This is a genomic window from Staphylococcus sp. MB377 (assembly GCF_001922505.1).
Classification (GTDB): Bacteria; Bacillota; Bacilli; order Staphylococcales; family Staphylococcaceae; genus Staphylococcus; species Staphylococcus haemolyticus.
In genome coordinates, this window is record NZ_MAON01000011.1 from 262888 (window position 1) to 288078 (window position 25191).

Sequence of the window (25191 nt, forward strand, 5' to 3'; positions counted from 1 at the left end):
GCTTTCTCTTATTTTTTACGATCAATTAATACCGCAATTAAAATAACTACACCTTTAACGACTTGTTGGTAGAATGAAGAAACACCAAGTAAATTTAATCCATTATTTAAAACACCTATAATAAGTACACCTATTAATGTTCCAACAATTCGTCCTTTACCACCTGTTAATGACGTACCACCAAGTACTACGGCAGCAATGGCATCTAACTCATAAGAAGTACCTGCTGTTGGTTGTGCAGAATTTAAACGTGATGTTAATATGCCTCCAGCTAACGCTGACATTAGCCCTGAAATTCCATAAATTAAAATTTTAATTTTATTAACTTTGATACCTGAAATTTTAGCAGCTACTTCATTTCCACCAATCGCATATGTATGACGTCCAAATGTTGTTTTTTGAAGAATAATAAGCAAAATCACAAACACGATAATCATTGTTACTGCTGGTACTGGAATACCGATAAAGTAGCCTTTACCAAATAATTGGAATAAATAACTATCCCCTAAATTTGTTATTGGATTTCCGTCAGTAATAACTAATGTTAATCCACGGAAAATCGTCATCGTCGCAAGTGTTGCAATAAATGGCGCCATATTTCCTTTAGTAACTAATAAACCATTTACTGCACCTAAAACAAAACCAATCAGTACGCCAATAATTAATGCAATTATTGGGTCAACACCACTCGTAATCATTAATGCAATAAACGCCGATGACAATGCAAGAATTGAACCAACTGATAAGTCTATACCGCCAGTTAAGATAATGAATGTCATACCAAAGGCAATCAGACCATTGATAGAAATTTGTCTTAATAAATTGAGTAAATTAGATAAATCTAAAAATGATGGGTTTAAAATACTCACTACAATAATTAATAAAATCAAACCAATAAATGGAATAATCTTTTCCATGAACGATGTTTTAGCTGTTAACTGTTTCATTTAAAGTTCCCCCTGTAGCTAAAGTCATAATATTTTCTTCTGTAATTTCATTTCCTGTAAGATCCCCTTTGATATTACCTTCATGAACGACCATCACTCTATCACTCATACCAATGACTTCAGGCAATTCAGATGAGACCATAATAATAGACACACCACGATTCGTGAGTTCATTCATAAGTTGATAAATTTCTCTTTTTGCTCCGACATCAATACCTCGTGTAGGCTCATCTAAAATAATGATTTGCGCGCCGGTACCAATCCACTTTGCTAATACGACCTTTTGTTGATTACCACCTGATAATGAGCCGGCCGGCAGTCTACCTGGAGATTTAATATTGAGTCTTTTACGCATCGTATCAACAAATTGCTCAGAACTTTTATCGTCTACGATGCCATGTTTTGAAAAGCTAAATAATGAAGGTAACACCATATTGTCTTTAATGGAGAAGTCTAAGATTAACCCTTCTTCTTTACGATTCTCAGTTATAAAAGCAAGTCCATGTTTCATCGCTTCGATTGGAGACGTTATAGATACTGTTTGTCCTTTAATTTCAATTTCATTATCTGCTTTATCGACACCGAACAAACTTCTCATCATCTCAGTACGACCTGCCCCCATTAGACCACTCACACCCAATATTTCACCTTCTTTAAGATAAAATGATTGATTCTCAATATGATGTAGCGGATTATTGAGACGTTTTACGTTTAAAACAACATCTTGTGGTTCATACGTTCTATGTGGAAACTGTTCATCTAGTTCACGTCCAACCATTGCTTTAACAATTTGGTTGTATGTTAGATTTGCCGTTTCATCATACATAACAGAGACACCATCACGCATCACCGTTATTTCATCCGAAATCTCAAAAATTTCAGCCATTCTATGTGAAATGTATACAAAGGCCACACCTTTAGCTTTTAAATTATGAATCATGTCGAACAATCGACGTATTTCTTTATCTGTTAATGTTGCTGTTGGTTCATCCATAATAATGATTTGTGCTTTAGTCATCATCGCTTTAGCTATTTCTATCATTTGTTGCTCACCAATTGAGCAATCTTTGACCACTTTGTTTAATGGAATGTAGAAATCTAATTCTTTAAACACTTGCTCAGCTTGTTGCTTCATTTCTTTTTTATTTAGTATTCCTATTTTGTTTCTGATTTCTTTTCCAACGAATAAATTATCAAGCACTGTTAATTCTGGATATAAATTCAATTCTTGGTGAATAAATGTTAATCCTTTTTCTTCCGCTTCTTTAGGATTGTTATAGTCGATCTCAATATCAGAATTAGTGATAACACCTTGATCTTTTTTATGAATCCCAACTAGAATTTTCATGAGTGTTGATTTACCAGCCCCGTTTTCTCCCATTAGTGCATGCACTGTACCTAGCTTTAGAGTAAAATCAACACCCTTTAGAACCTCGTTGTCCCCGAAGGCTTTATGGATATTAGTCATTTGAATCATTAATTTCACCCCTTAAAATATGACACCACTTTGAAGTATGATGTTTGCATATGGCGTTGCTTCCCCTGTACGAATAATTGTTTTAGCGTTTTTAGTTAATTCTTTAAATGTTTCGTGATTAACTTGTTCTATTTCTGAAAAGTCCTTTGTCACTTGTTCAAAGATAGGTGCATTGTCTACTTCCATTTCTTCAGCTATCGTTACGTGTTCAATTTCCATATGTTGCTTAAGTACTTCATAAACTTCTAGAAAACTTGGCTGTCCCAATGTTAAAGCAAGGTCAATCTTCTTAACGTCTTTAGGAACGGGTAACCCACAATCAGCTATTACAATTTGATCTGTATGTCCTAAATCACTGAGTACTTTTGAAATGTCGCTGTTTAATATGCCTGTTTTATACATCTAATTCACCTGCAATTTCTGAAAAGGTTGGCATGCCACCTTGAGCGCCCATACCTGTTACTGAATGACTTGCTGCTAAATTCGCAAGTTTAAGTGCTTGTGCAATTGAATATCCTCTTTGTAATCCTACTGCGAAAGCCCCATTGAATGTATCCCCAGCACCTGTTGTATCTTTAACTTCTCGCTTAAATCCATCAATTTGAACCTTTTCAGTGCCGTTATGATACATAGCACCTTTATCTCCTAATGTAATTATTAACTTGTTAGGGTAACGCTCTAATGCTTTATCAATATCAGTCTGGAACATCGCATTGCTTTCTGTTTCATTAGGTGTAATGTACGTCGCTTTATCAATAACATCTGCCTCTACTTCTCGGAATGGTGCTGGGTTAAGAATTGATATCATATCGTGTTCATCGCAATACAATACGACATCTCTTACTGTTTCAGCGGGAATTTCTTGTTGAATTAAAACAATGTCACCTGCTTGAGCTTGACTTAAAGCTTCCAACGCGTAATCTGACGTAACATAGTTATTAGCTGAAGGTACAACGATGATACTATTATCATTGTCAGATAAAGTGATATGTGCCGTACCAGATGCAGAATGTGTAACGGGTTTCAGAAATGCCGTTAAAACATGATTGTCTTCTAAGTTTGTAAAAATTTGATTCCCGAAATCATCATCACCGATGCGTCCTACCATATAAACATCATCACCGAGTCTTGCAGCTGCTACTGCTTGGTTTGCCCCTTTTCCACCAGGTGTCGTAAAGAATGACTCACCTAGAACGGTTTCACCTTTACTTGGTACTTTATTTGTAGAAACTACTAAATCAATAGATAAGCTTCCAACTACATATATACTTGTCATTTTTTCTTCCTCCTTGTAGATTCTCTATGAATGACATCAACATCTAATACGACTTTCGTCGTTATGTCATTGTGTTCTAATTGATTAATCAAACCTAATGCTGCTTGTTTCCCTATTTCATACGCAGGTTGTTCTATCGTTGTCAGACTTGGATAAAATAACTTGGCTAATGGAATATCATCATATCCAATGACTTGTACATCATCTGGAATATGAAAGTGTAAATCATGTAACCATTTCATGATTTTAAGCGCAGTTACGTCGTTACTACATATCACACTATCGATATGGTTATGGTTAACATATGCTTTCAGTTTATCAATTGTGATGTCATGCTCATTCTCAATCCATAATTGAATGTCATGATTCTTTAGAGTAGTCCTTGCACCATTAAATCGTTCTTCAAAAGAGCGATAATTCAAGTCTTGATGCAACAATAGTACACGCTGTGCATTTCCTTTAATAATTGTCTCAGCTTGTAGTTTCCCACCTTTATAATGGTCCGCTTCTATACATTGCTGATTATCTGTTACACGGTCAATTAGTACATAGGGTAATTGATATGAATTAAACTGATCAAAGGCAAATTGAGTTGATAACTGTGAAGTAATGACGCCACTACAATTATTCACTTTAAAAGTGGTTAGATAGTTTAGTTCTTTATGTTCTTGCATTTCACCATTGCCAATCATGACGTGATACCCTTTTTGAATTGCTGTGTCCTCTACACCTTTAGCAACAATTGTAAAGAACGGGTTACTCATATCTGGTAAAAGCAGTCCAATTGTTTTTGATTTTTTGGTAAATAAAGTTCTTGCAGTCTCATTAGGATAATAATCTAATTCTTTGATGACTTGTTCAATTCTTTTACGTGTTGCTTCTTTCACATAACCACTTTTATTAATCACTCTTGAGACTGTGGCTACTGACACATTTGCTTGTTGAGCCACTTCTTTAATCGTTCTCACTTTGCCACTCCTTTTTATGTAACCGCTTACATAAGAATTTATCACTTTTTCCTTTTAAATGCAATATTAAATAAAACATTTATAAATTAACTCTTTTGTGAATGGACGTCGCCTTAATATTTATGTTTATTGATATATCGCTATTTTTTAATTTTGGAATTATACACATCGTAAAAAGAATATGATACTATATAATTAATTTTCCAAGTAAATATAGAATTGATGCAAAGGGGACCCAATTCTTGGATAAATCAACTCGTATACTAAATATTTTAACTTTGCTTCTTAAAGGTCACGTTATTACGCAACACGACTTAAATCAATTTACTGATGTGAGTAAGAAATCGATACAGCGTGATATTAATACTATTAATCTGAATCATCTGAACAGGAAGAACTGTCAACACAATCAACTGATACAGCTTCTAAAGAAGACGACACAATTAAGAAAACAACTGCACATACGCAATCACAAACTGATAAAACGTCTGATAATAAAAAAGAAGCATTAAATCAACTACATTCAAATGTTGTTAAATCTGAAGATGCAAATACTTCTTCAAATGAAACTAATACAAACACAATTAAATCAACTGAACAACAACAGTCAATAGAATCAAATACGTCAGATAAACCAAAAGTCGACAATCAACAAGCACAATCACAACCAAAGGATAATGACGACAATCAAGGTGACGCACTTAAAACCGCAACACAATCTCAGCAACAAACGTTAACTAAGAAAGAAGCGACAACTTCTGAAATAACGAATCGTCTTAATACACAAAATAGCGATAATAATAATATTTCAATTGATGGGCAAACTAACCCTACTTTAGATGGTGATAAGTCTTCTAAACAAAATAAAGATGCACAATCTGGGTTAAATACACTTAAAAATAACGTAGTCGCAACGACAAACACTCAGTCTAAATCACAAACTGCAACTGGAACGAAAGATCAAACCAATAAAGTTGCGAAACAAGCTCAGTATAAAAATCAAGACCCTATTATTTTAGTTCACGGATTTAATGGTTTTACTGATGACATAAACCCATCCGTACTAGCGCACTATTGGGGGGGAGATAAATTAAACATACGCCAGGATTTAGAAGAAAACGGCTATGAATCTTATGAAGCGAGCATTAGTGCGTTTGGTAGTAACTACGATCGTGCTGTCGAACTTTATTACTATATTAAAGGTGGAACAGTGGATTATGGTGCTGCACACGCTGCCAAATATGGTCATGAACGTTACGGTAAAACATATGAAGGCGTATATAAAGATTGGCAATCAGGCCAAAAAGTACATCTTGTAGGACATAGTATGGGCGGTCAAACGATTCGTCAATTAGAATCATTATTAAGAAATGGTAATCCAGAAGAACAAGAATATCAACATGTACATGGTGGCGATATTTCACCTTTATATCAAGGTCAAAACGATAATATGATTTCATCAATTACGACACTTGGAACGCCACATAATGGCACACATGCGTCAGATTTATTAGGTAACGAAGCGCTTATTCGTCAAGTTGTCTTTGACGTAGGAAAAGTACTTGGCAATAAAGATTCACGTGTAGACTTCGGTCTGTCTCAATGGGGTCTAAAACAACAGCCTAACGAGTCTTACGTTGACTATGTCAAACGTGTTAAAGATTCAAAATTATGGCAAACCAAAGACAATGGCTTTTATGATTTAACAAGTGAAGGTGCGACAAATCTTAATCGTCAAACATCATTAAACCCTAACATTGTGTATAAAACTTACACAGGAGAATCAACACATGCATCGTTGTTTGGACGTCAAAAATCTGATTTAAATTTATTCTTCCCATTTACCCTTACTGCTAATGTAATTGGTAAAGCAGCTGAAAAAGAATGGAGAGAAAATGATGGCTTAGTGTCTGTTATTTCATCACAACATCCATTTAATCAAGCTTATACACAAGCAACGGATACAAATCAAAAAGGTATTTGGCAAGTAACACCAACAAAACATGATTGGGATCATGTAGATTTTGTCGGCCAAGATAGTACTGACACAAAACGCACTAGAGCTGAATTACAACAATTTTGGCATGACTTAGCAGATGATTTAGTTCAAAGTGAGAATTTAACACGCAACGCTTAATACATTTCAAGTTTAATCAAGAGGAGGTCTCGTTATGTCTGGTACTTTTCTTCAATTAATAGGTTCTCTATTTAACATCTTAAAAGTATTATTCTCATAAATGCGTCATAACATGATAAGCACCACCTATTAAAAAGCATTCGCTTTTCATAATAGGTGGTGCTTATTTTCATTCGTATATTGCTGTTGAAATCAAAAGTTCTTACATTAACATTTTTTATAATCACTAACGTTTATTCCGCGCCTTTATTAATAAATTGCGAGCTACTGAAGGCACTGTCTGCAGCAGATAAGGTCACTTTAATTGCGTCGTTTGATTCATCGACTTCGTGCTGCAACTCACTATTGAGTCCTAACAAGTTATTCGCTTGTGTTTCATCACTATTAAGCTCTTCCAAACCATTTACAATCTCAGTCGCTAAAAATTCACATGCATCGTCACTTTCAACATACACTTTTTCTTTTACAATATTTTCAATTACATCGATTAATTCTGATTTTTGAATTTGAATATCAATCATGAAAATTACTCCCTTAAATTGTTGTTGACATAAACAAAATTTTATGTCTTTAATTTTATACCCTTTTTAAGCATAGATATTTAAAATTGCATACATCTAATACCCCTAAACCCCTTATAATATCTAGCTTAACAAGCTACTTGGAAGGCTTGTTAAAGGCATTATACATTAATTTAAAAGGAGAAAATACTTAATTTTTTTAATATGACAAATGTGTCATATTAATGAATAATGATATGTTTAAATTACTTTAATTGTCGACCTTTTTCGGCACAAAAACTTCTGCCTCACTATCATATGGATAGTAAAATCCATTAAGTACCGTTTGTAATTCAATTAAGCTTCCCCACGGACTTTTTACATAAACAGTTTGATTACCTTCAGTGTCTTCATATTTCGTATTCACATGCGGCTCTGAAATAGGTTGACCTCCAGCTTGCGTCAACTGTTTAACGGCCTCATCAAAGTGTTCTGCCTCGATATAAAAAGAGATATGCGTATAACCAATGTCTTGTAACGTTTGCGCTTGACCTTGATGTGCATCTTTAAATTCAAACATTTCAATATTCGGTCCATTACCAAAGACCATCATACGTTTATGAATAATGGATGCCCCTTCTTCTAAACCAAGAATGTGTTCAACTGTTTCCCCACCACGAGGTTCATCCGTCTTTCGTTGACTATCATAAGCAATCTTGCCGTTGAGCCCTTCTTTGAAAAAGGCTGTCGCCGCTTCAATATCCGGTACTGTGAGTCCGATATGATTGATTCCTCGATTTATATTCATACACCATCACCTCTAATAACAATGTTTTAATATGCGAGTTACGTATGTTCACCACGACGGATGCGATCTATAATTTTTTGTAGTCTATTACGTTTATCTTCCTCATTTTCAACAAAAAAGACAGCACCTTCCCCTTCAATCGCAACCCAAGGTACAATAGCATCGAAATCTAGGTCTTGAATCAATTCCAGGCTTTTAATGGATGTTTGTCGGTCACTTGAATTGAAAATAACAGTACGTCATTCCCCATCATCTACACATAAAAAGTCGCCTGTAAAAAGGAAACGATGTTCACCGTTATCCCATAGAAACATCGTCGTACCTGGCGTATGTCCTGGAGTAGGAATGACTTCTAAATCATCTGCAATCGTCTCACGTTGTTCAAACTGTCCATCAATCGGTACCGTTCGATTGATTGCTGCTACATCATCATGATGAATCCAAAATGGTATATCTATACTAGGTGTTCCGCCTAAGGATTCATGCTCATGATTCATTAAAACGCATGAAGCGCCGCCTAATAATTGGATATCTGTCACTGCTTCATTTAAAACTGGTGAATGATAAATGACTATATTGCCTTCTGATCGTTCTAGCACAAATGACTTAATACGGTGGCGTTTATCAAATGGCAAGACTGCCTTTGTTGTTTCATATAATCCTTTCTGAATACGTGTTAATGTCTCTAATTGTTTATTATCCATAAATGAATCACCCTTTTCGCAATTTGATATCTTAAGCTATACCCTTTTTCTTCATCATAAATATGATTAGCACTGACTCTAGACATCTCTTCATTAAAAAAGCGGAACAGTATTCATAATGAACACACTGTTCCGCCCCACCGCATGAGTGACTTTAACTAAAAAACTTGATATAAGCGTCTTATCTTTTCAGTCAGTTACGCGTTTTTTCATTATTAAATTGAAGTATTATTTATAATCGATTACACGATCAACTGGCATTCTAAATGATGTGTGTGCCTCTTTAGCTTTCTTGCCTATTGCGACAATCATCACTGGAACATAACGTTCTAAATCATAGCCAAACGCTTTACCGATTTCTTCATGTTCAAAGCCACCAATTGGATTTGTATCATAACCGTGTTGTTTAGCAACTAACATCAATTGCATAGCAGCTAAGCTACTGTCTACTTTAACAATGTCATTCATTGATTGGCGTGTGCGATTTTTATAATTTTCTAAGATAATCGGTAACATTTGTTCTTTAACTTCTTGTGGCATGTGACCATTGACAACCGCTTGTTCATAAATATATTCGCCTTCTTCATAGCATTGTAAATCCCCAAAAATAACAATCATTGCTGATGATGTATCATTTTGGTTTGTATTAAATTGAATTAATGGACGCAATTTAGCTTTCGCTTCATCACTTTCAACCACAACAAAACGCCAAGGTTGCATATTCACTGATGAAGGTGCTTTCGTTGCTTTTGCAATCATTTCATTCATTTCTTCATGAGGAATTTTATAAGCTGGGTCGAAACCTTTAACTGATTTACGACCTTCTAATATTTCATTAAAATCATTAAGCATGATTAGCCTACTTTCTATCTTTTTTCTATAGTTATAATTTAAATGCAATTCACAAATATGTACAATTATATGTTTTTAAAAACTTTATATTTTAGACAGTAGGCAGTCTTAATTATAGGTATTATAGTCAAAGAAATGCCTATTTCACGCATGATGATGACATCATACACCTCTCTTATTTACACTTACTATTAATACGAAAATTTGTATAATTCATTGATTAAAAATTAATAAATAGGGTATCATTAATTTTAACAAAAAAATTAATTACATAATTTAATACAATTAATTAACTAATCATACAGAGTATTCGTAGTCAGTCATAATTTTAAGTCACATATATACTCATGAAGGGGACGAACATTATGGCAGATAAACTGCAAAGGGAATTAAGCAATAGGCATATACAACTTATTGCAATTGGTGGTGCGATTGGTACCGGATTATTCCTAGGTGCAGGTGAATCCATTCACTTAGCAGGTCCATCGATTTTACTTACTTATATTATCGTTGGTTTCGTATTATTTATGTTTATGCGAGCAATGGGAGAAATCTTATTGTCTAATCTAGGATTTAAATCATTTGGTGATATTGCCCATCATCATATTGGTCCAATGGCAGGCTTTATGGTCGGTTGGACATACTGGCTAACTTGGATTATTTCAGGTATGGCTGAAGTAACAGCCGTTGCTAAATACGTTGAATTTTGGTATCCAGCAATACCTAACTGGTTAACAGTTGCATTTACGATTCTTGTACTTGTAGGTATGAACTTATTTAGCGCCAAATTATTTGGTGAACTTGAATTCTGGTTATCACTAATTAAAGTTATTACGATTATCGCATTAATTGTTGTAGGTATTGTTATGGTCATCTTTGCAATGAAGACTGATTATGGTACAGCAAGTGTAGCGAATATTTGGAGTCATGGTGGATTCTTCCCTAATGGCATATCTGGATTCTCAATGGCATTCCAAATGGCAATCTTCTCATTTATTGGTATTGAGTTAATCGGTATCACTGCAGGGGAAACTAAAAATCCATATAAAACGATTCCTCAAGCAATTAACAATGTACCTTTCCGTATATTAATATTCTACATTGGTTCATTAGCTGTTATTATGTCAGTTGTACCTTGGAATCAATTAGATCCTGCGGAAAGTCCATATGTAAAATTATTTGGTTTGGTTGGTATTCCATTCGCAGCGGGAATCATTAACTTTGTAGTTTTAACAGCGGCTGCATCTTCATGTAATAGTGGTATCTTCGCTAACAGTCGTACACTATTCGGTTTAGCTGGAAGAAAGCAAGGTCCACCATTCTTACATAAGACGAATAAACATGGTGTTCCATATTACGCTATCTTACTTACTTGTGGTTTATTAAGTATTGCGATTATTTTAAACGCAGTATTTAAAGATGCTACGAAGGTATTCGTTCAAATCACAACGTTCTCAACAGTACTCAATATTATGATTTGGACATGTATTATGATTGCGTATCTAGGTTTCGTGAAGAGAAACCCTGAATTACACAAAGATAGTAAATTTAAAATGCCTGGTGGCAAATACATGGCATATGCCATTCTTGCCTTCTTTGCATTTATCTTTATCGTTTTACTTATTAATAGTACGACACGTTTTGCAGTACTATTCGCACCAGTTTGGGCAATCGTACTTGTCATCATGTATCAAAAGTATCGAAAAGAATCTGAAAAAGCGACAATCGCTATGGAAGATGAAAAAGATTTAGAAAGAGAATTAAAAGATAAATAGATATTAATTAACTTTATCTAGTAATATCAAGTCATATAATTAACTCCCTCAAAGTAGCCATGATTTTCAAAGCTTACTTGGAGGGAGTTTTATTTTAATTATTTTTCTTTTAAACGTCCATCTTCCATATGGAAGACTTTATCACAGAACTTGGTTAATCGTTCATCATGTGTAACGATAATACATGTTTTATGACGTTGTTTAGATTGTTCTTTTAAGATTTCCATAACTGCCATCGCATTTTCAGTATCGAGCGATGCAGTTGGCTCATCAGCTAAAATAATAGAAGGCTGTGTATAAATTGCCTTAGCAATCGCGACACGTTGTTTTTGTCCTCCTGACACTTCAGAGGGTAATTTGTTCTCAATTTCTTTTAAGCCTAAATCGTTCAACAATTTATCATATTCTTCAGTACTTAACACATCTTTTTTATAACTCTTCAATAAATGGAATTGTTGTTTGACTGTTAAGAATGGGACTAAGTTCGTCGCTTGTAATATAAAGCCAATTTCTTTCATTCTCATTTTAGCTAATTGCTTCTGACTCATTTTTGAGATTTTATTATCATTAATATATATTTCACCGGATGTTGGTGTTTGTAACGCACCAGCCATTGTTAAGAACGTACTCTTACCGGAACCGGAAGGGCCAACAATAGCTATAAGTTCACCTTTTTCAAAAGATAAAGATGTCAGTTTAACTGCTTCAATTGTATGATTACCATCTTGGAATTCTTTAGTCACTTCATCAAATTTTAACATGGTGGCACCTCCTTACCCGATCGCCTTGAGTGGGTCTATTTTTCTAATGGATAATACTGAGAATAAGCTACCAACAAGAGATGTTAGTATTAAAACGATACCAAAGATAATGAGTGTACCGATATTAAATTGGACAGGTACCGCTTCAGGTAAGACTAAACTTGTCAGTAATGTCAGTATTAAGCCAATCAAAGTACCGATTAAGGCTAATATAAAGGTTTGTGCTAACACCATCTTCATTAAGAACCCATTCGTAAATCCTTGAGCTTTTAGTACTCCGAATAAATTCTTTTTCTGCAACGTGATGACATATAAGAATACGCCAATGACTGTGGCAGAAATAACAAATAAGAATGTAATCATAAAGTTCATTGTTAAGTTTTGTGGTTTGTAGCCTGGTAGGTTCTCTACAAAGTCATCTATTCCTATAACTTCTAAATCTTTATCAACATTTTTATCTTTCCAATTACTGTCTTTTACAACTACAGCATTGGTTTTATCTGATGATAATGCTGGATTAATTTTTTCAATTGTTTTGTCATTTGCGAAAATAACAGGAGAAGCATTATATCTAGCACTTTCTGATACGCCAACGATATGTAGTTTCTCATCAGATTGAGATAGCGTGATGGTGTCACCAACCTTAAATCCTTTGTCTTTCAATGATTGATCGATCACGACATCATTATCTTTATTAAATTTTTTGCCTTCCTCAATCATTGGAATCAAAAATGAGTTTGATGTTACGCCAAAGAGTAATGCATTCTCTTCACTATCTCCGTTCGATGCAATAACGCCAATTTGTTTTAACGGTGCTTCTTCTTTAAATTTGCCTTCAACGTCAGACGATTTAAAGACAGATTGTTGAACCGTTTGGTTGGCATCTTTATTTAAAACAATCGCATCTGCTTTCCATTTCTTGATGCCTTCAGTGTTCATATTAATTAAACCACTTGCTAACCCGGATAGTAAAAAGAGTAAGTAACTAATTAATACTAGAATGCCTATAATTGATCCGAATTTAAGCTTGTTGCGTTTAATTTCGTTCCATGCTAGAAACATTTAATTCCCTCCTTTATGTGTATTATTAACAAGTATAGCAATACTTATATTAAAAATTACAATTAATTGACCTAAACTATTTAAATATTAGTCATATTGAACATCATAAGAAAATTCTACAAATTGGTTATATTGTGTCACGACTGTTAAATTCAATTGAACTTGGTCAGCAATATCATTAAAAAGGGGGACATCGATATGACCTATAAAAATAAAATTCAATATTTAGAAGCCATTCAACGTTCCGGCAGTATTTCACATGCAGCCAAACACCTTTATATTTCTCAACCCTATTTAAGCCGTTATATTAAAGACGTTGAGAATGACTTAGGTGTGACATTAATTAACCGGGACAGCAACCCGCTAGAACTTACGTATTCAGCTGAGCGATTTCTAGATTATTTACATGAAATTGAGGATATTGATACTCAAATGCGTGATGAATTGCAGACAATTTCTAATTTGAAAAAGGGCGTATCCGTATAGGTGTTAATCCTATTTTAGCTACACATACGCTTTATAGTATCTTGCCAAAGTTTATAGAACATTACCCGGGCGTGGAGATTGAATTAGTAGAAGAAGTGGCACATCGAATTGAACAAATTGTTTCCGATCAAAAAGTGGATATAGGTGTGACGATATTACCGTTATATACCGAAGATTTATCTTATGATATTTTATACACAGAAAATGTATATTTAGCGTTACCTCCTGGACATTAGCTTATCGAACAAGCTAAAGCACACGCTGACGATGGTGAATTTCCATTTCATTTGTTAAATAATGCAGTGACTTCATGACCATGTGCTTGTGCTTCTGTTAATACTTTATTTCCAACTTTACCTGTTGCTCCGATAATACCAATTTTCATGATTTATTCCTCCACATTTTTATATTTATAGTGATATCAATGGTGATGTCAGTCAATTAGGTCGTTGTGAGGCAGCTTCATTATCGCACTTGTACTTGTAACCATAATAGTTACATGTAAGATATAACGGATGACGACTTATCCGTTTCGTTGCAAGATGTCTGTAACAATATCATCCATTGTGACATTAGCCAAGACACCTTCCATCGCATCTTGTGCACGTAAGAGAATGATTTCAAGCACACTCTGGATATTGGCACCTACAACACAATTTACATTCGTGTCTTCATGCATTTGGAATAATTCACCTTCGTCAACGACTTCCACCGCTTGATACACATCAAGTAATGTAATGTCTGTTAAAGGCTTTCGCAGTTGAATGCCACCACTCCCTTGCTGTGTTTCGATTAAATTCGCTTGCTTTAATTTACCTACTAATCTTCTAATTACTACAGCATTAGTGTTCACACTACTAGCAATCCAAGAGGACGTTAATGGTTGCGACTGTTCAACTTTGACTAATGCTAGAATATGCACAGCCACAGTGAAACGACTACTAATTTTCAATCTTCTCACCTCATGTAACCATTATTGTTACAAGTTAATTTATAAGTCAATGTTTTTGAATTTAATTAATTTTGGTTTTAAAAAAGACCCAATCATCAAGATTTTCAAAATCTCAATAATAGGGTCATAATAAGACATAATAATAATAATAATATTAATTATATAAGACTAAATTCACATTAATTATATTCATCTTCGATATCGCCAACGATTTCTTCAAGAATATTTTCTAAAGTAATGATTCCCTTGAAATCAGCGTCATTATAAACTGCTGCGATATGCACTTTTCTCTTTTTCATCATTTCTAATATGTGTTTCAATGGTGTATTCATTTTAACGTTAATAATTGGATTAACGAACGTCTCTAGTTTAGATGGTTGTTCCACGTTGAACAATGATTTGGAATGTATGAAACCAACAATTTGATCATCTTTAACAGTTGGATATCTTGTAAACGCATCTATTTTAATTTGTTGAATTGCATCATCAAAACTCGTATTTAAGTTTAGCGTTTTAACATGTTTTTCATCAATCATAATATCTTTTGCGACTAAATCATCAAACTTAAATGCTTGGTTAATATGATGTAACTCACTATCATTAATTTCGCCACCTTCATGGCTATCGTGGATTAATTGTTTCAGTTCTTCCTCAGAATGGAAGACTTCACTTTCTTTAGCAGGTTTCATATTGAACATTTTTAATATCAAACGTGCTGCACCATTTAATATCCAAATAAATGGATACATTATTTTATAGAAAAAGATAATCGGTTTCGCAAAAAGCAATGTAATATATTCTGCCTTTTGGATAGCAATCGTCTTAGGTGCCATTTCACCTACAACAACGTGTAAAAATGTCGCGATAACAAATGCGCCACCAATTGTGAATGGATGTATCCAAGCTTCAGGAATACCAATACTGCTGAATAAAGGATGTAATATAAATTCAAATGTAGATTCTCCTACCATACCGATACCTAGTGCGGTAATGGTAATACCTAATTGACAGGCAGCTAAGTATTCATCAAGATGATCGACAACCTTTTTTGCGGCAATCGCTTTCTTCTCACCTGCATTAGACAATTGTGCAATTCTTGTTTCTCTGACTTTAACAATAGCGAACTCTGTCGCCACGAAAAAAGCCGTTAGGACTAATAATAATATAAAAGTAATAAGACTAAGTGCGGTCCCCAAATATGTTCCTCCAAAATAAAAAATTGTAGACTTGCTACTATACTAATTATATCAATAATACATATATAATCAAAATATTTAAATTTTAATTACTTATATAAATAGTGCTTAATTCAAAAGGCAAAATTGAGGACTCTTCTTTTTTATAAGTAGTGACTTAAGGCTTCATAATGGAACGATTTAGACTTACCCCATGGTGGTCAGTCTCAAATAGCTGTAACGCATACATACAATGTTCACCCGGAAGATGTTGTTCAAATTCGTCCCAAATCCACATTGCAATATTTTCTGCAGTCGTATTCATATCAGGCAACGTTTCATTAATGAGTTGATGATTTAATTTAGGTTCAATCACTTTATTATAAATCGCATCTACTTCGTTAAAATCTAATCCAAGACCATAATCACCAATTGGTGAAAGTACGTCTACATACAAGCGATATGAATGATTATGCAAATCTCGAAATATATCTTCACCAAAATAAATTCGATTGTAACATTTAAAATCATATTGTTGTTTTAACACAGTTCGGCCCTCTCTATATTTAAATTGATTGGGTGGTTGAATATGATCGAAACGATTATGCATTGTTCATGCTCCTCTCTTTTACATTTAATACTATTGCCCAAATATCTTCTAAATATTGTTACTAATTAAGAACCTAATAAAAAACATTGGAAATCACAACGTCCACACAAGAAATTGTTTAATTTAAGCATACTAATCGTCGTTCATTCCAAATTCGAACATCGTTTATAATATCACTTTTATTCATTCCAAAAGTTTCTAATTATCTCTACATCTTCAAGTGCCTGAGTTTCTCCAGCTTTGAAAATGTCAGGTCGAATTGATGGATCCCGCCTAGTTCATTTAATTTATCAAATACTGCTTTACTAGGTGTAATTAATTTAACTTTAGCGCCTCTTTCTTCGAGTTCTTTAATGGCATCTTCTAATTTATATGGCGTTGAAATAGGAAGATTCGTCGCAAGAATAAGTACTTTCTTAGCACCTATAGCTAAATCTGCATTCTCCATGGAATGACATCCACCATCAAAATGTTTGTCACCATCAATCGTCGTAGCCGGCCAAACACCTGGTAACGCGAACCACTTGAAGCCATAGCTTTATGCAAGTTCACTTGACTATCAAACGTTAGTGCGACACGCTCTGCCTTACGCGCATTAATAGCAGTAATCATTAAATTAGATGGCCATTCAGTACCTTTAATTCTATGTTCTAAGCGAGTAATATGTACGCTCTCATTATATTTATGATCTTCTAGAGCGTAGACACTATAATTCTCAATCCATTCTTTAGGTGAATTCGAATGCTCTTGTATTTGAGCATATCTTTCGAAGATACCTGACATATCTTTAACTGGCGGCGTTTCATTAGATTTAGTCGCAATTTGCTCATAATAAATGACATCAAAACTCTTGTCAGATGTTAAACCTGTAGCAACTTGCGCGCCACCCGATGTACCTATCATTAAATCTGCATGACGAACATCTATACCTTGATTAGATAATGTTAACAGATAGCATAACTCCCAACCTATGGCTAGCGAACCACCACCGCCAAGTACAATTTCATATTCTTAATTGTCTTTTTTACTCATATTACAAAAAAAGAAGAGAGGCTAGGATATATTTCCCAGATAAATAGCCAGTAAATAAGTCTTTAAAAATTTATTTATCGGCTTCTTTATTAACAATTCTTCGTATTGTTGGCTAGCTTTCTTAGGAGACAGCTTCAGCCTGTAGTCTTCAGCTTGTCCTGTTCCCTCAAGAGTCTCGCCAAAATACTTTGTATTTTTACATGGAAATACTTTAAAAAAGACAATTTCTATATTATTTAAATAGAAATTGTCTTTTTATAATTATTCAAGAACTTATTGTTCCAGCCTCTACAAATATATATTAGCAGTAGTTGACTGGTGGGCGAGGCCCCCAGCAAAGAGAATTTCATTAAGAAATTCTACAAGCTAGGCAAGCTGGGGGTACAATGAAATAAATATTATTTCTGACCTACTCCCCGACCGATAATTCATATTAATCTAAATAATTTTCAGCATGCTCAAGACCGAAATGTTCATCTTTAGCTTTTTCTTTTTCATATTCTTCTTGAGAGATTTGTGTAATACTTTCAACTGCATAACTTACTTTTTTCGCAAATTGTTCAACTTCTTCTTCATTTTTAGCTAATACAAATACTGTTAAGATATTATCATCAACAATATCTTTATAATGTTGATAACGTAATTTATAAATATTCATGTGACAATCCCCCTATAAATTAAAAACCTCATGCCGTTTCATTTTTCATGAAAGGTTTAATTAGTAAAATATGCCCTATTTTTATTACTTCCAAACTTCTATATTGCTTACGATTTTAAAAATTCTTAATTAAACCATGTATTTCAACATGTTCTTATTTATATGCATTAAATCTATAGCCTATTACACTAAATATGAAACCTAGTATAAGTAATATCATTGCGAAGGTTAACGCCAACTGATAATTATTTGAATCTCCGATGAGTAATCCCGCAATCATTGGCGCTATCATTTGTCCGACACTATAAATGACTGTTAATAACGATACAAGATTTAACTTTTGATTTGTATGATACATAAGTTCTTGGCTTTTCGACATAAATAATGTTGTTAAACCTAAGAAGGTTGCACCAAATAGCATCGACGCAATGATTAATCCTAGCATATGATGTGAAAAGATAGGCAACCCTACACTAATAATTTGTAATATTAATGCACTATATATCGCCTTTTTGTACCCAAACTTTTCAGCAAATAATGACCAAATTAACGTGGCCGGCATTGCACCTAGACCTACAAACATCCAACTTAATGCAGCGTAATCTGCGTATGCAGGTATAGTCTTAATAAGTGCGACTAAAAATGTACCTGTAACTATATAGCCCGCTCCCTCAAAAAAATAGGCAATAGAGAATGGAATAATAAATGCACGATTTAATGCCTTCTCTGGATTCTGCTTTGATGACGTCGTATGTATAGAGATTGAAGGGTTGTTCTTCATACTGGTTAGTATAATGATACCTGCCATTAAAGCCACAACACCTAATATAATCCATGTTGCTTTCCAAGTCTGAGCTTGCGTATAAAGAAATATAAAAATACTACTAGAAAATATTCCTATTCCTACTGCACTATATAAAATTCCCGAAATACTTTGTTTATTAGCCATTCTTAATGCTTCTAACGCCACATTAGATGCTAAAACAAAGATCGTACCACTCGTTATCCCGGCAATTATTCGCAGTACTGACCAGATAAGAAAATGCTCTGAAAGTCCCATAAAAATAACAGAAATCACATTAATCATGACATATAACTTTAAATCAAAGACTTTAGATTTTATCGTAATAAACATAGGCATGATAGCACCAATTAGATAACCTAAATAATTGAATGTCGCTAACAGGCCTGCATTTTGGTTATTCATCGAGGTATCTTGTTGCATAAATGGCAAAATTGGCGTATATGCAAAACGGCTAATTGACATTGCAATCATTAATGCCAGCATGCTTAATACCAATTGTTTATAAGCTTGTTTAGGTATCATAAAAAACCTCCCATCCAGTATGTACCAGTAAGTATATACCTTATCAGGAGGTTTGACTCTAATTATTCAATTGTTTGAGTTGTAACTGAACGCCTTTAAAGCGACTCAAGACGTACGCATCATGTGTAATAATGATTAATTGCGTTTGCTTTAACGTAATTAACATTTGAAGTATTTCTTCCTCGTTAATCACATCTAAGTTTGTCGTTGCTTCATCTAATATCAATATCTCTGGCTCTAGAATTAGTGCCTTCGCTATCCATACACGTTGAAATTGCCCACCACTTAGCGTCGAAATGCTTTGATTAAGTATGCTTTGTGGTAACTTGCATTGTCTAAGTACCGCTTCTATTCTTGATGTGTAACTCTGCTTATCAAATTTGTAATTCTTAAGTGGTTCTAATAGCGTAGATAATACAGTTTTGCGCTGGTTTAATGTGTCACGTTGATACTGAGGCACATATTGGATGTGTTTCATCCATTCTTTTGCCGTATATGACTTACGCAATTGGCCATTAAAGTATAAGTCACCTTGATAATTCATATCTAATCCGGCGATAATCTTGGCTAACGTAGACTTACCGCAGCCACTTTCACCACTTATAAGTAAATGTTGGTCACTAATTGCACATGATATATCTTTGAAGATAAGTTTCCCATCAATGTATTTAGTTAATCTTTCAATTTTAAGCATAGGCCTGTCTCCGATGTGCGATAGTAATTAAATTTTTCGTATAGCTATGTGTGGGGTTAGCTAAAATGGATGATGCCCCACCACTTTCAATCAATTGACCTTGCTGCATAATACTAATATGAGTGGCATAATCCTTAACTAAGTTAATATCATGTGTAATAAAGACAATTGTCATTTGATAATGTTCCTGTGCCTTAATCAAATAGTGCATAAACTTTTTAACATTCTCTTGATCTAGCGCACTCGTCGGTTCATCTAAAAATAAGTGATCCGGACGTCTAATTAATGACATTATAAAGGCTACACGTTGTGCCATACCTCCACTAAGTTCGAAGGGATATCGTTTAAGTAATTGTTCACCTTGATTTAAACCGAGTAATTGCATTTTATCTAAGACGTCTTCCTTGATATCTTGTTTAGATAGTTGTGAATGGTTAGCTTCATAAATATATTGAAAATGTTTAGCCAAGGTCACGTTTTGAAACATATTACTTTGAACATCTTGAAAAACGGCATCCGCCTTATTTAAATCAATCTTGATATCTCCTTGATAGCTTAGTTGTGATGGTTTCATTCCAAGAATAGTTCTCGTCAATAATGACTTCCCACTACCACTCTCACCTATAATGCAATGAAATTCACCTTTATTTATTATCAAATTCACATCGTTTAACAATGACCGATTATGATCTAAGATGGATAATTGATTGACTTTAACTACAGTATTCATTGCGTTATTTTTTTGTTGATCATTTGACATAATAAGGCGAAACCTCCTAACAATACACCAGGGAAGAAGAAGAGCCAAGGTGCACCATTAAAATAACTTTTCCCGTCAAAGAGAATGGTTCCTAACTCGGGCGTCGGTGGTTTAATACCTAGACCTAAAAAGGCAAGTCCAGATATACTTAGCATCATTTTGCCAAAGTCAGCCGTGACCAAAGCAAATATATTACTTAGTAAATGCGGAATCACGTGTACCACTGTCGTTCTAAATGTTGAGTTACCACTTAGCCTTGCATAACTGACAAAGGGACGTTTTTGAATATCTCGTGTTAAATTTCTGAAATAACGTAAATAACGGCCTATCCATCCAATCGTAAGGGCAAGTATCAAACCTAGCATTGAATTACTTACTAAGCTTAAGATGACTAATGCAATAATAAACGAAGGAATTGCCAATAGCATATCAGCAATAAACATGATGATTTGGTCTAACCATTTTCTTTCTATACCTGCAATTAACCCAAAGACCAGTCCAATGCAAACACTTAACAGAATTACCACGCTAGTTAAGCTTAATGTGACTAGGCTACCTACAATCAGTCTAACAAAGAAATCTCTGCCTAATTGATCCGTGCCTAACCAATGTTGGCTATTAGGTGATTGAAGTGGGTCCAAGTTTTGTGTGTCTTGCATAAAGCAATATACAATTAGCACAAACATCACACTTAACACTGTACTTATGGCGATGTAAGTTTGATATTTTTTCATCACGACACACCTCTTTTCTCATGGGCTTGGCGTTTGGTATGTCGTCGTCGAAGTCTAGGTTCATTGTTTAAAATGATAATGTCGCCTAAATAATTAATGAACATAATTAAGACGATGATAAAGACCACAATACCTTGAATAAGTGGATAATCTCGTTGATTGATAGCATTAATTAATAATTTCCCTATACCAGACATGCTGAAGATTACTTCAAGTATGACTACTTTTCCTATTAAATGAATCACACTGTTAATTGAAATGGTCATGAGTGGTGCAAATATCTCTTTAATCTGGACAATGATACGCGCCTTTAATGAGTAATGTCTTAACTGAGCAAGTTGATACGCATCATTATCTAATGTTTGCGCAATAAGGTGCGATGTCATCAATAAGATATGACATCCTTCTATAACAACAATGGTGAAGATGGGTAGCACGAAATGTTGCCAAGAATCGCTACCTACAAAAGGTAGCAACTGCCAACGTACTCCTAAATAATATATAAACAAAATGGCTAACCAATATTCCGGCATAGAAGTCATCACTTGAGCGAATCCACGAATACCATTCGCGTATCGAGTATGTGGGCGCGTTTCAATAAAATAACCAACCATATAACCCAATGGCAACATAATACAACTTGAAACAACGATTAATATTAATGTTGGAATGACGGCCTCCATAATCATAGTTGTTACTGGCTCATTTGTACTAAAACTGTATCCCAAGTTACCAGTAAGTGCATGTCCAATCCAATCGATATATCTTAATAAAAAATGCTGGCCCAAACCAAGTTTATGTTGTGCTGCTTCAATATTTTCCTGGGTAATCGACGTATAACCATGACGTTGTAAGTATAGTATCGCTGGATTACCTGATGTCTTCTCGACTAAAACGAATATAATAAACGAACTTACGATTAAGTAAAGTATTAATTTTATTGTTCGTTTAAGCATTGTTACTCATTAACTTTCAACGCTTTATAATCAATAGGAGCATCAGTAAGTCCAGAGAATTTGAATTGCTTCACTTTATCACTAACGACAAAGGTTTCATTTGGATAAGCAATAGGCACACCATAATATTGTTGATTAAAGTGTTTGAATATTTCATCAAATGAACGCTGTTGTTCTTTTTTAGATACAGTTGTTGGGAAGTCATCTAGTTGCTGAGTCAATGTTTTATCATTAGCTAATACACCTGACTTGCCATCATTATTTTTAAATACTGAACTCATGAAATTATATGGCATTAAGGCATCTGAATACGTTCTATAGAAGATGAGGTCATAATCTTTTTTCGTCCATAACGTATCATAGTATGATTGTGAATCTAACGCTTTCACATTTAACTTAATGCCAGCTTTTTTAAGTTGACGTTGCACTTTTTCCGCTTTATCTTTCCAACTTGGGAACTCTGCCGTTTGAATAACCAAATTAAATGTTAATGATTTACCGTCTTTTTCAAAAATACCGTCACTGTTCTTGTGATAACCTGCTTCTTTAAGTAACTTTTCAGCATCTTTTACATCATAGTCATGTGCCTGTTGATTATCTTTATTTACAAATTCTACGTTCTTCTGGAATAAACCATTTACAGATTTACCCGCAATATCTTTTGTATCGATGCTCTTACTAATGGCTTCACGGATTGTACGCTGTTTTAATACATCATTATCCGGGTTAAATGCCATGAAATGACTTACTGTACTTGGTTTATCTTCAACAATTAAGTTTTTATTTTTCTTGTCTTGCTTAATTTGTTGATCTGACAGCATTCCTAAAGCACCACCAGAAATATCTACAGAACCACTTTGTACTGCTGAGTTTCTTGAATCTCCATCTTCAATCGTTTGGAACGCAAGATTGTAGTTTACGGGATGGCTATGGTTGAAATATTTATTTGGCTTCATTGTCGTTTTTTCTTTGCCAGTTTTATCAACGACAAAGGCACCTGTTCCGATCGCTTTTTCAAATTTGCCATTTACTTTACCATTTTCAACGGAATGTGGACTCATAATACGCAACGGTCTCACCTGTGTTAATTCATTCAAAACTTGATTTGATGGTGACTTCAATCTAATTTGGACAACATGATCATTTTTAACAACAACCTTATCCAATTTTTTTAACGTTTCTACAGTCGTATCTTTGTTCATCGCTTTCGCACGCTCAATCGAGAATTTCACTGCTTTAGCATCTAAAGCTGAGCCATCTGAGAATTTAACGTTCTTTTTCAAATGGAATTCATAGACTTTTCCTGAGTCGTCAACATGCCATTTTTCTGCTAAACCAGCTTTCACACCTTTATCTTTATCATATTTAACTAATGCATCATATACTGCACTATAGACTGGCATTGCGGCGTCATAACCTTGTGCGTCAAGTTTATCTGCTTTCGCTTCAGTAGGTAGCGATACTGTGATATTTTTATCTTCTTTTTGGTCATTCCCACAACCTGCTAATAAGAGCGTTGCGCTTGCTGCCATTGTAATTAATACACGCTTTTTCATTTACTGATACCTTCTTTCACGCTTGCTTTAATTAAAAATGATTCCTCATAAAATGTTTGTAGATAATCATTTGGTGATAGATAAAAATCACTATAATGTGTTAAATCAATCACGTCAGGCACAGGTTCTTTCATTACTGCAACTTCAAACCCTGCATCAACAAAGCTATCAACGATGTGTTTTAAAGAATGGTTCTGAGAAGGTGTTGCGCCGTATTGATTAATCGTGTCATCCATAAATTGACGACTAGGATTATTGGTTAAATCAGCGAATGAAGCATAGTAAACGCCTCCCGGTTTCAACACTTCTTTTAAATCTTGTGCATGTTGTGGAATGTCTTCGATTAAGTACAGGACAGATGTACTTACAGCAGTATCAAATGTTCTATTTGTCTCTTGTGGTTTATCGGTTAAATAATATGTAAGTGGACGTTCACCTTTTAAAGTTTCTGCCTTTTCTAAAGATAAACGTGCTAAATCTATGCCGACCCCTTCTTTAAATGGCGTTGTGTCATATAATTTTCTTAAAAATCCGCCTTGATTACATCCCACATCTAAGATTGTCTTCCCTTTGATATCCGATGTATCAAGCATTTCTATAGTTCTCTCCCAAGCTTCTTGATGGTCACGCGCCATATCATCATCTGATTCTTGGCCTTTTTGCCACCAAACATCATAACTCTTAGTCATCTAATTCTCCTCGCTCATTTTAAATCGTAATAATTACGTTTTAAATAGTACTACACTATGTACAATTACACAATAAGAATTTTAAAAGTTATGATTGAATGCAAAAAATAAGCTATGGGAGCGGGACAGAAATAATATTTTTTCAAAAATTTATTCCTTCGTCCTTCTACGGTAAGGTTGACTAGAATTAAAAAGATGCTTGTTACAAGATCGTTTTAATTCAGTCAACGACTGCCAATATATATTTTTAGCCTGAGACATTGATTTATGTCCCAGGCTTACATGTTATTATTTA

The 25191-nt window shown here is 34.3% G+C and carries 28 protein-coding genes and 2 pseudogenes; 4 read left to right on the top strand and 26 right to left on the bottom strand.

What is annotated here, in order from left to right:
- Positions 1 to 8: 8 nt before the first annotated feature.
- From BB045_RS03275 to BB045_RS03295, 5 genes are read right to left on the bottom strand one after another with little or no spacing between them, the layout of a single operon-like run.
- Complete coding sequence (locus BB045_RS03275) at positions 9 to 947, bottom strand: ABC transporter permease subunit (protein WP_011274507.1); 939 nt, start codon at positions 945 to 947, stop codon at positions 9 to 11.
- Positions 928 to 2424: a sugar ABC transporter ATP-binding protein gene (locus tag BB045_RS03280; RefSeq protein ID WP_070581178.1), complete on the bottom strand. Its 1497-nt coding sequence runs from the start codon at positions 2422 to 2424 to the stop codon at positions 928 to 930. Before BB045_RS03280 ends, BB045_RS03275 begins: the two co-directional genes overlap by 20 nt.
- Before the next feature lie 12 nt (positions 2425 to 2436).
- The gene (rbsD, locus tag BB045_RS03285; RefSeq protein ID WP_053026248.1) at positions 2437 to 2826 is read right to left on the bottom strand and encodes a D-ribose pyranase; all 390 of its coding nucleotides are present in this window, start codon (positions 2824 to 2826) and stop codon (positions 2437 to 2439) included.
- Positions 2819 to 3700: a ribokinase gene (gene rbsK, locus BB045_RS03290; RefSeq protein WP_033079878.1), complete on the bottom strand. Its 882-nt coding sequence runs from the start codon at positions 3698 to 3700 to the stop codon at positions 2819 to 2821. Before rbsK ends, rbsD begins: the two co-directional genes overlap by 8 nt.
- Positions 3697 to 4668 carry a LacI family DNA-binding transcriptional regulator gene (locus BB045_RS03295; protein WP_070581179.1) on the bottom strand — a complete coding sequence of 324 codons (972 nt, stop codon included), beginning with the start codon at positions 4666 to 4668 and terminating at the stop codon, positions 3697 to 3699. Before BB045_RS03295 ends, rbsK begins: the two co-directional genes overlap by 4 nt.
- 376 nt (positions 4669 to 5044) lie before the next feature.
- Between BB045_RS03295 and lip the strand changes: the two are divergent.
- A pseudogene (lip, locus tag BB045_RS03300) lies at positions 5045 to 6805 on the top strand (YSIRK-targeted triacylglycerol lipase); the annotation flags it as partial.
- A gap of 233 nt (positions 6806 to 7038) precedes the next feature.
- Here the strand turns inward: lip and BB045_RS03305 are convergent.
- The 5 genes from BB045_RS03305 to BB045_RS03320 form a co-directional block, all read right to left on the bottom strand.
- Complete coding sequence (locus BB045_RS03305; RefSeq protein ID WP_070581180.1) at positions 7039 to 7326, bottom strand: hypothetical protein; 288 nt, start codon at positions 7324 to 7326, stop codon at positions 7039 to 7041.
- Between the two features lie 250 nt (positions 7327 to 7576).
- Positions 7577 to 8113: a VOC family protein gene (locus BB045_RS03310; RefSeq protein WP_075140467.1), complete on the bottom strand. Its 537-nt coding sequence runs from the start codon at positions 8111 to 8113 to the stop codon at positions 7577 to 7579.
- A 38-nt stretch (positions 8114 to 8151) separates the two neighbouring features.
- Entirely contained in the window at positions 8152 to 8298 is a 147-nt protein-coding gene (locus tag BB045_RS12525) for a hypothetical protein (RefSeq protein ID WP_371091980.1), read from the bottom strand.
- 54 nt (positions 8299 to 8352) lie between these two features.
- Positions 8353 to 8817, bottom strand: coding sequence for an MBL fold metallo-hydrolase (locus BB045_RS12125; RefSeq protein WP_371913840.1), 465 nt, complete (start codon positions 8815 to 8817; stop codon positions 8353 to 8355).
- 228 nt (positions 8818 to 9045) lie between these two features.
- Positions 9046 to 9669, bottom strand: a complete 624-nt coding sequence (locus BB045_RS03320) for a nitroreductase family protein (protein WP_053036205.1) — start codon at positions 9667 to 9669, stop codon at positions 9046 to 9048.
- A 365-nt stretch (positions 9670 to 10034) separates the two neighbouring features.
- Between BB045_RS03320 and BB045_RS03325 the strand changes: the two genes are divergently transcribed.
- Complete coding sequence (locus BB045_RS03325) at positions 10035 to 11444, top strand: amino acid permease (RefSeq protein ID WP_053036206.1); 1410 nt, start codon at positions 10035 to 10037, stop codon at positions 11442 to 11444.
- A 98-nt stretch (positions 11445 to 11542) separates the two neighbouring features.
- Here the strand turns inward: BB045_RS03325 and BB045_RS03330 are convergent, their stop codons facing one another.
- Together BB045_RS03330 and BB045_RS03335 are read right to left on the bottom strand one after the other, a co-directional pair.
- Positions 11543 to 12205 carry an ABC transporter ATP-binding protein gene (locus BB045_RS03330; protein ID WP_070581183.1) on the bottom strand — a complete coding sequence of 221 codons (663 nt, stop codon included), beginning with the start codon at positions 12203 to 12205 and terminating at the stop codon, positions 11543 to 11545.
- A 12-nt stretch (positions 12206 to 12217) separates the two neighbouring features.
- Positions 12218 to 13267, bottom strand: coding sequence for an ABC transporter permease (locus BB045_RS03335; RefSeq protein ID WP_070581184.1), 1050 nt, complete (start codon positions 13265 to 13267; stop codon positions 12218 to 12220).
- 198 nt (positions 13268 to 13465) lie between these two features.
- Here BB045_RS03335 and BB045_RS12305 point away from each other — a divergent pair, with 198 nt between their 5' ends.
- Together BB045_RS12305 and BB045_RS12310 are read left to right on the top strand one after the other, a co-directional pair.
- Positions 13466 to 13753, top strand: coding sequence for a LysR family transcriptional regulator (locus BB045_RS12305; RefSeq protein ID WP_075140468.1), 288 nt, complete (start codon positions 13466 to 13468; stop codon positions 13751 to 13753).
- Between the two features lie 38 nt (positions 13754 to 13791).
- Positions 13792 to 13989, top strand: coding sequence for a LysR family transcriptional regulator substrate-binding protein (locus BB045_RS12310; RefSeq protein WP_371091982.1), 198 nt, complete (start codon positions 13792 to 13794; stop codon positions 13987 to 13989).
- 59 nt (positions 13990 to 14048) lie between these two features.
- On the opposite strand, the pseudogene BB045_RS11920 reads toward BB045_RS12310, so the two are convergent.
- The 14 genes and pseudogenes from BB045_RS11920 to BB045_RS03405 form a co-directional block, all read right to left on the bottom strand.
- Positions 14049 to 14138, bottom strand: a pseudogene (locus tag BB045_RS11920) (NAD(P)-dependent oxidoreductase); the annotation flags it as partial.
- Between the two features lie 138 nt (positions 14139 to 14276).
- The gene (locus BB045_RS03350) at positions 14277 to 14705 is read right to left on the bottom strand and encodes an Rrf2 family transcriptional regulator (protein ID WP_016930511.1); all 429 of its coding nucleotides are present in this window, start codon (positions 14703 to 14705) and stop codon (positions 14277 to 14279) included.
- A 179-nt stretch (positions 14706 to 14884) separates the two neighbouring features.
- Positions 14885 to 15901, bottom strand: a complete 1017-nt coding sequence (locus BB045_RS03355; protein WP_070581185.1) for a hemolysin family protein — start codon at positions 15899 to 15901, stop codon at positions 14885 to 14887.
- Between the two features lie 157 nt (positions 15902 to 16058).
- Complete coding sequence (locus tag BB045_RS03360) at positions 16059 to 16490, bottom strand: 6-pyruvoyl trahydropterin synthase family protein (RefSeq protein ID WP_070581186.1); 432 nt, start codon at positions 16488 to 16490, stop codon at positions 16059 to 16061.
- A gap of 208 nt (positions 16491 to 16698) precedes the next feature.
- The gene (locus tag BB045_RS12315) at positions 16699 to 16938 is read right to left on the bottom strand and encodes a hypothetical protein (RefSeq protein WP_256268231.1); all 240 of its coding nucleotides are present in this window, start codon (positions 16936 to 16938) and stop codon (positions 16699 to 16701) included.
- Complete coding sequence (locus tag BB045_RS12320; protein ID WP_371913841.1) at positions 16920 to 17492, bottom strand: patatin-like phospholipase family protein; 573 nt, start codon at positions 17490 to 17492, stop codon at positions 16920 to 16922. The genes BB045_RS12315 and BB045_RS12320 overlap by 19 nt, the downstream gene beginning before the upstream one ends.
- Before the next feature lie 463 nt (positions 17493 to 17955).
- Positions 17956 to 18180 carry a hypothetical protein gene (locus BB045_RS03370; protein WP_011274482.1) on the bottom strand — a complete coding sequence of 75 codons (225 nt, stop codon included), beginning with the start codon at positions 18178 to 18180 and terminating at the stop codon, positions 17956 to 17958.
- Between the two features lie 154 nt (positions 18181 to 18334).
- Entirely contained in the window at positions 18335 to 19507 is a 1173-nt protein-coding gene (locus BB045_RS03375) for a YbfB/YjiJ family MFS transporter (RefSeq protein WP_070581187.1), read from the bottom strand.
- Positions 19508 to 19565: 58 nt separating this feature from the next.
- Positions 19566 to 20201: an ABC transporter ATP-binding protein gene (locus tag BB045_RS03380; RefSeq protein WP_053036214.1), complete on the bottom strand. Its 636-nt coding sequence runs from the start codon at positions 20199 to 20201 to the stop codon at positions 19566 to 19568.
- Positions 20194 to 20961 (bottom strand): ATP-binding cassette domain-containing protein, encoded by a 768-nt coding sequence (locus BB045_RS03385; RefSeq protein ID WP_070581188.1) that lies wholly within the window; start codon positions 20959 to 20961, stop codon positions 20194 to 20196. Before BB045_RS03385 ends, BB045_RS03380 begins: the two co-directional genes overlap by 8 nt.
- Positions 20928 to 21695 (bottom strand): ABC transporter permease, encoded by a 768-nt coding sequence (locus tag BB045_RS03390; protein ID WP_070440383.1) that lies wholly within the window; start codon positions 21693 to 21695, stop codon positions 20928 to 20930. The genes BB045_RS03385 and BB045_RS03390 overlap by 34 nt, the downstream gene beginning before the upstream one ends.
- The gene (locus BB045_RS03395; protein ID WP_070581189.1) at positions 21695 to 22651 is read right to left on the bottom strand and encodes an ABC transporter permease; all 957 of its coding nucleotides are present in this window, start codon (positions 22649 to 22651) and stop codon (positions 21695 to 21697) included. Before BB045_RS03395 ends, BB045_RS03390 begins: the two co-directional genes overlap by 1 nt.
- 2 nt (positions 22652 to 22653) lie before the next feature.
- A complete protein-coding gene (locus BB045_RS03400; RefSeq protein ID WP_070581190.1) occupies positions 22654 to 24207 on the bottom strand; it encodes an ABC transporter substrate-binding protein in 1554 nt (517 codons plus the stop codon).
- On the bottom strand, positions 24204 to 24896 hold the full coding sequence (locus BB045_RS03405) for a class I SAM-dependent methyltransferase (protein WP_070581191.1): 693 nt from the start codon (positions 24894 to 24896) through the stop codon (positions 24204 to 24206). Before BB045_RS03405 ends, BB045_RS03400 begins: the two co-directional genes overlap by 4 nt.
- Between the last annotated feature and the right edge of the window lie 295 nt (positions 24897 to 25191).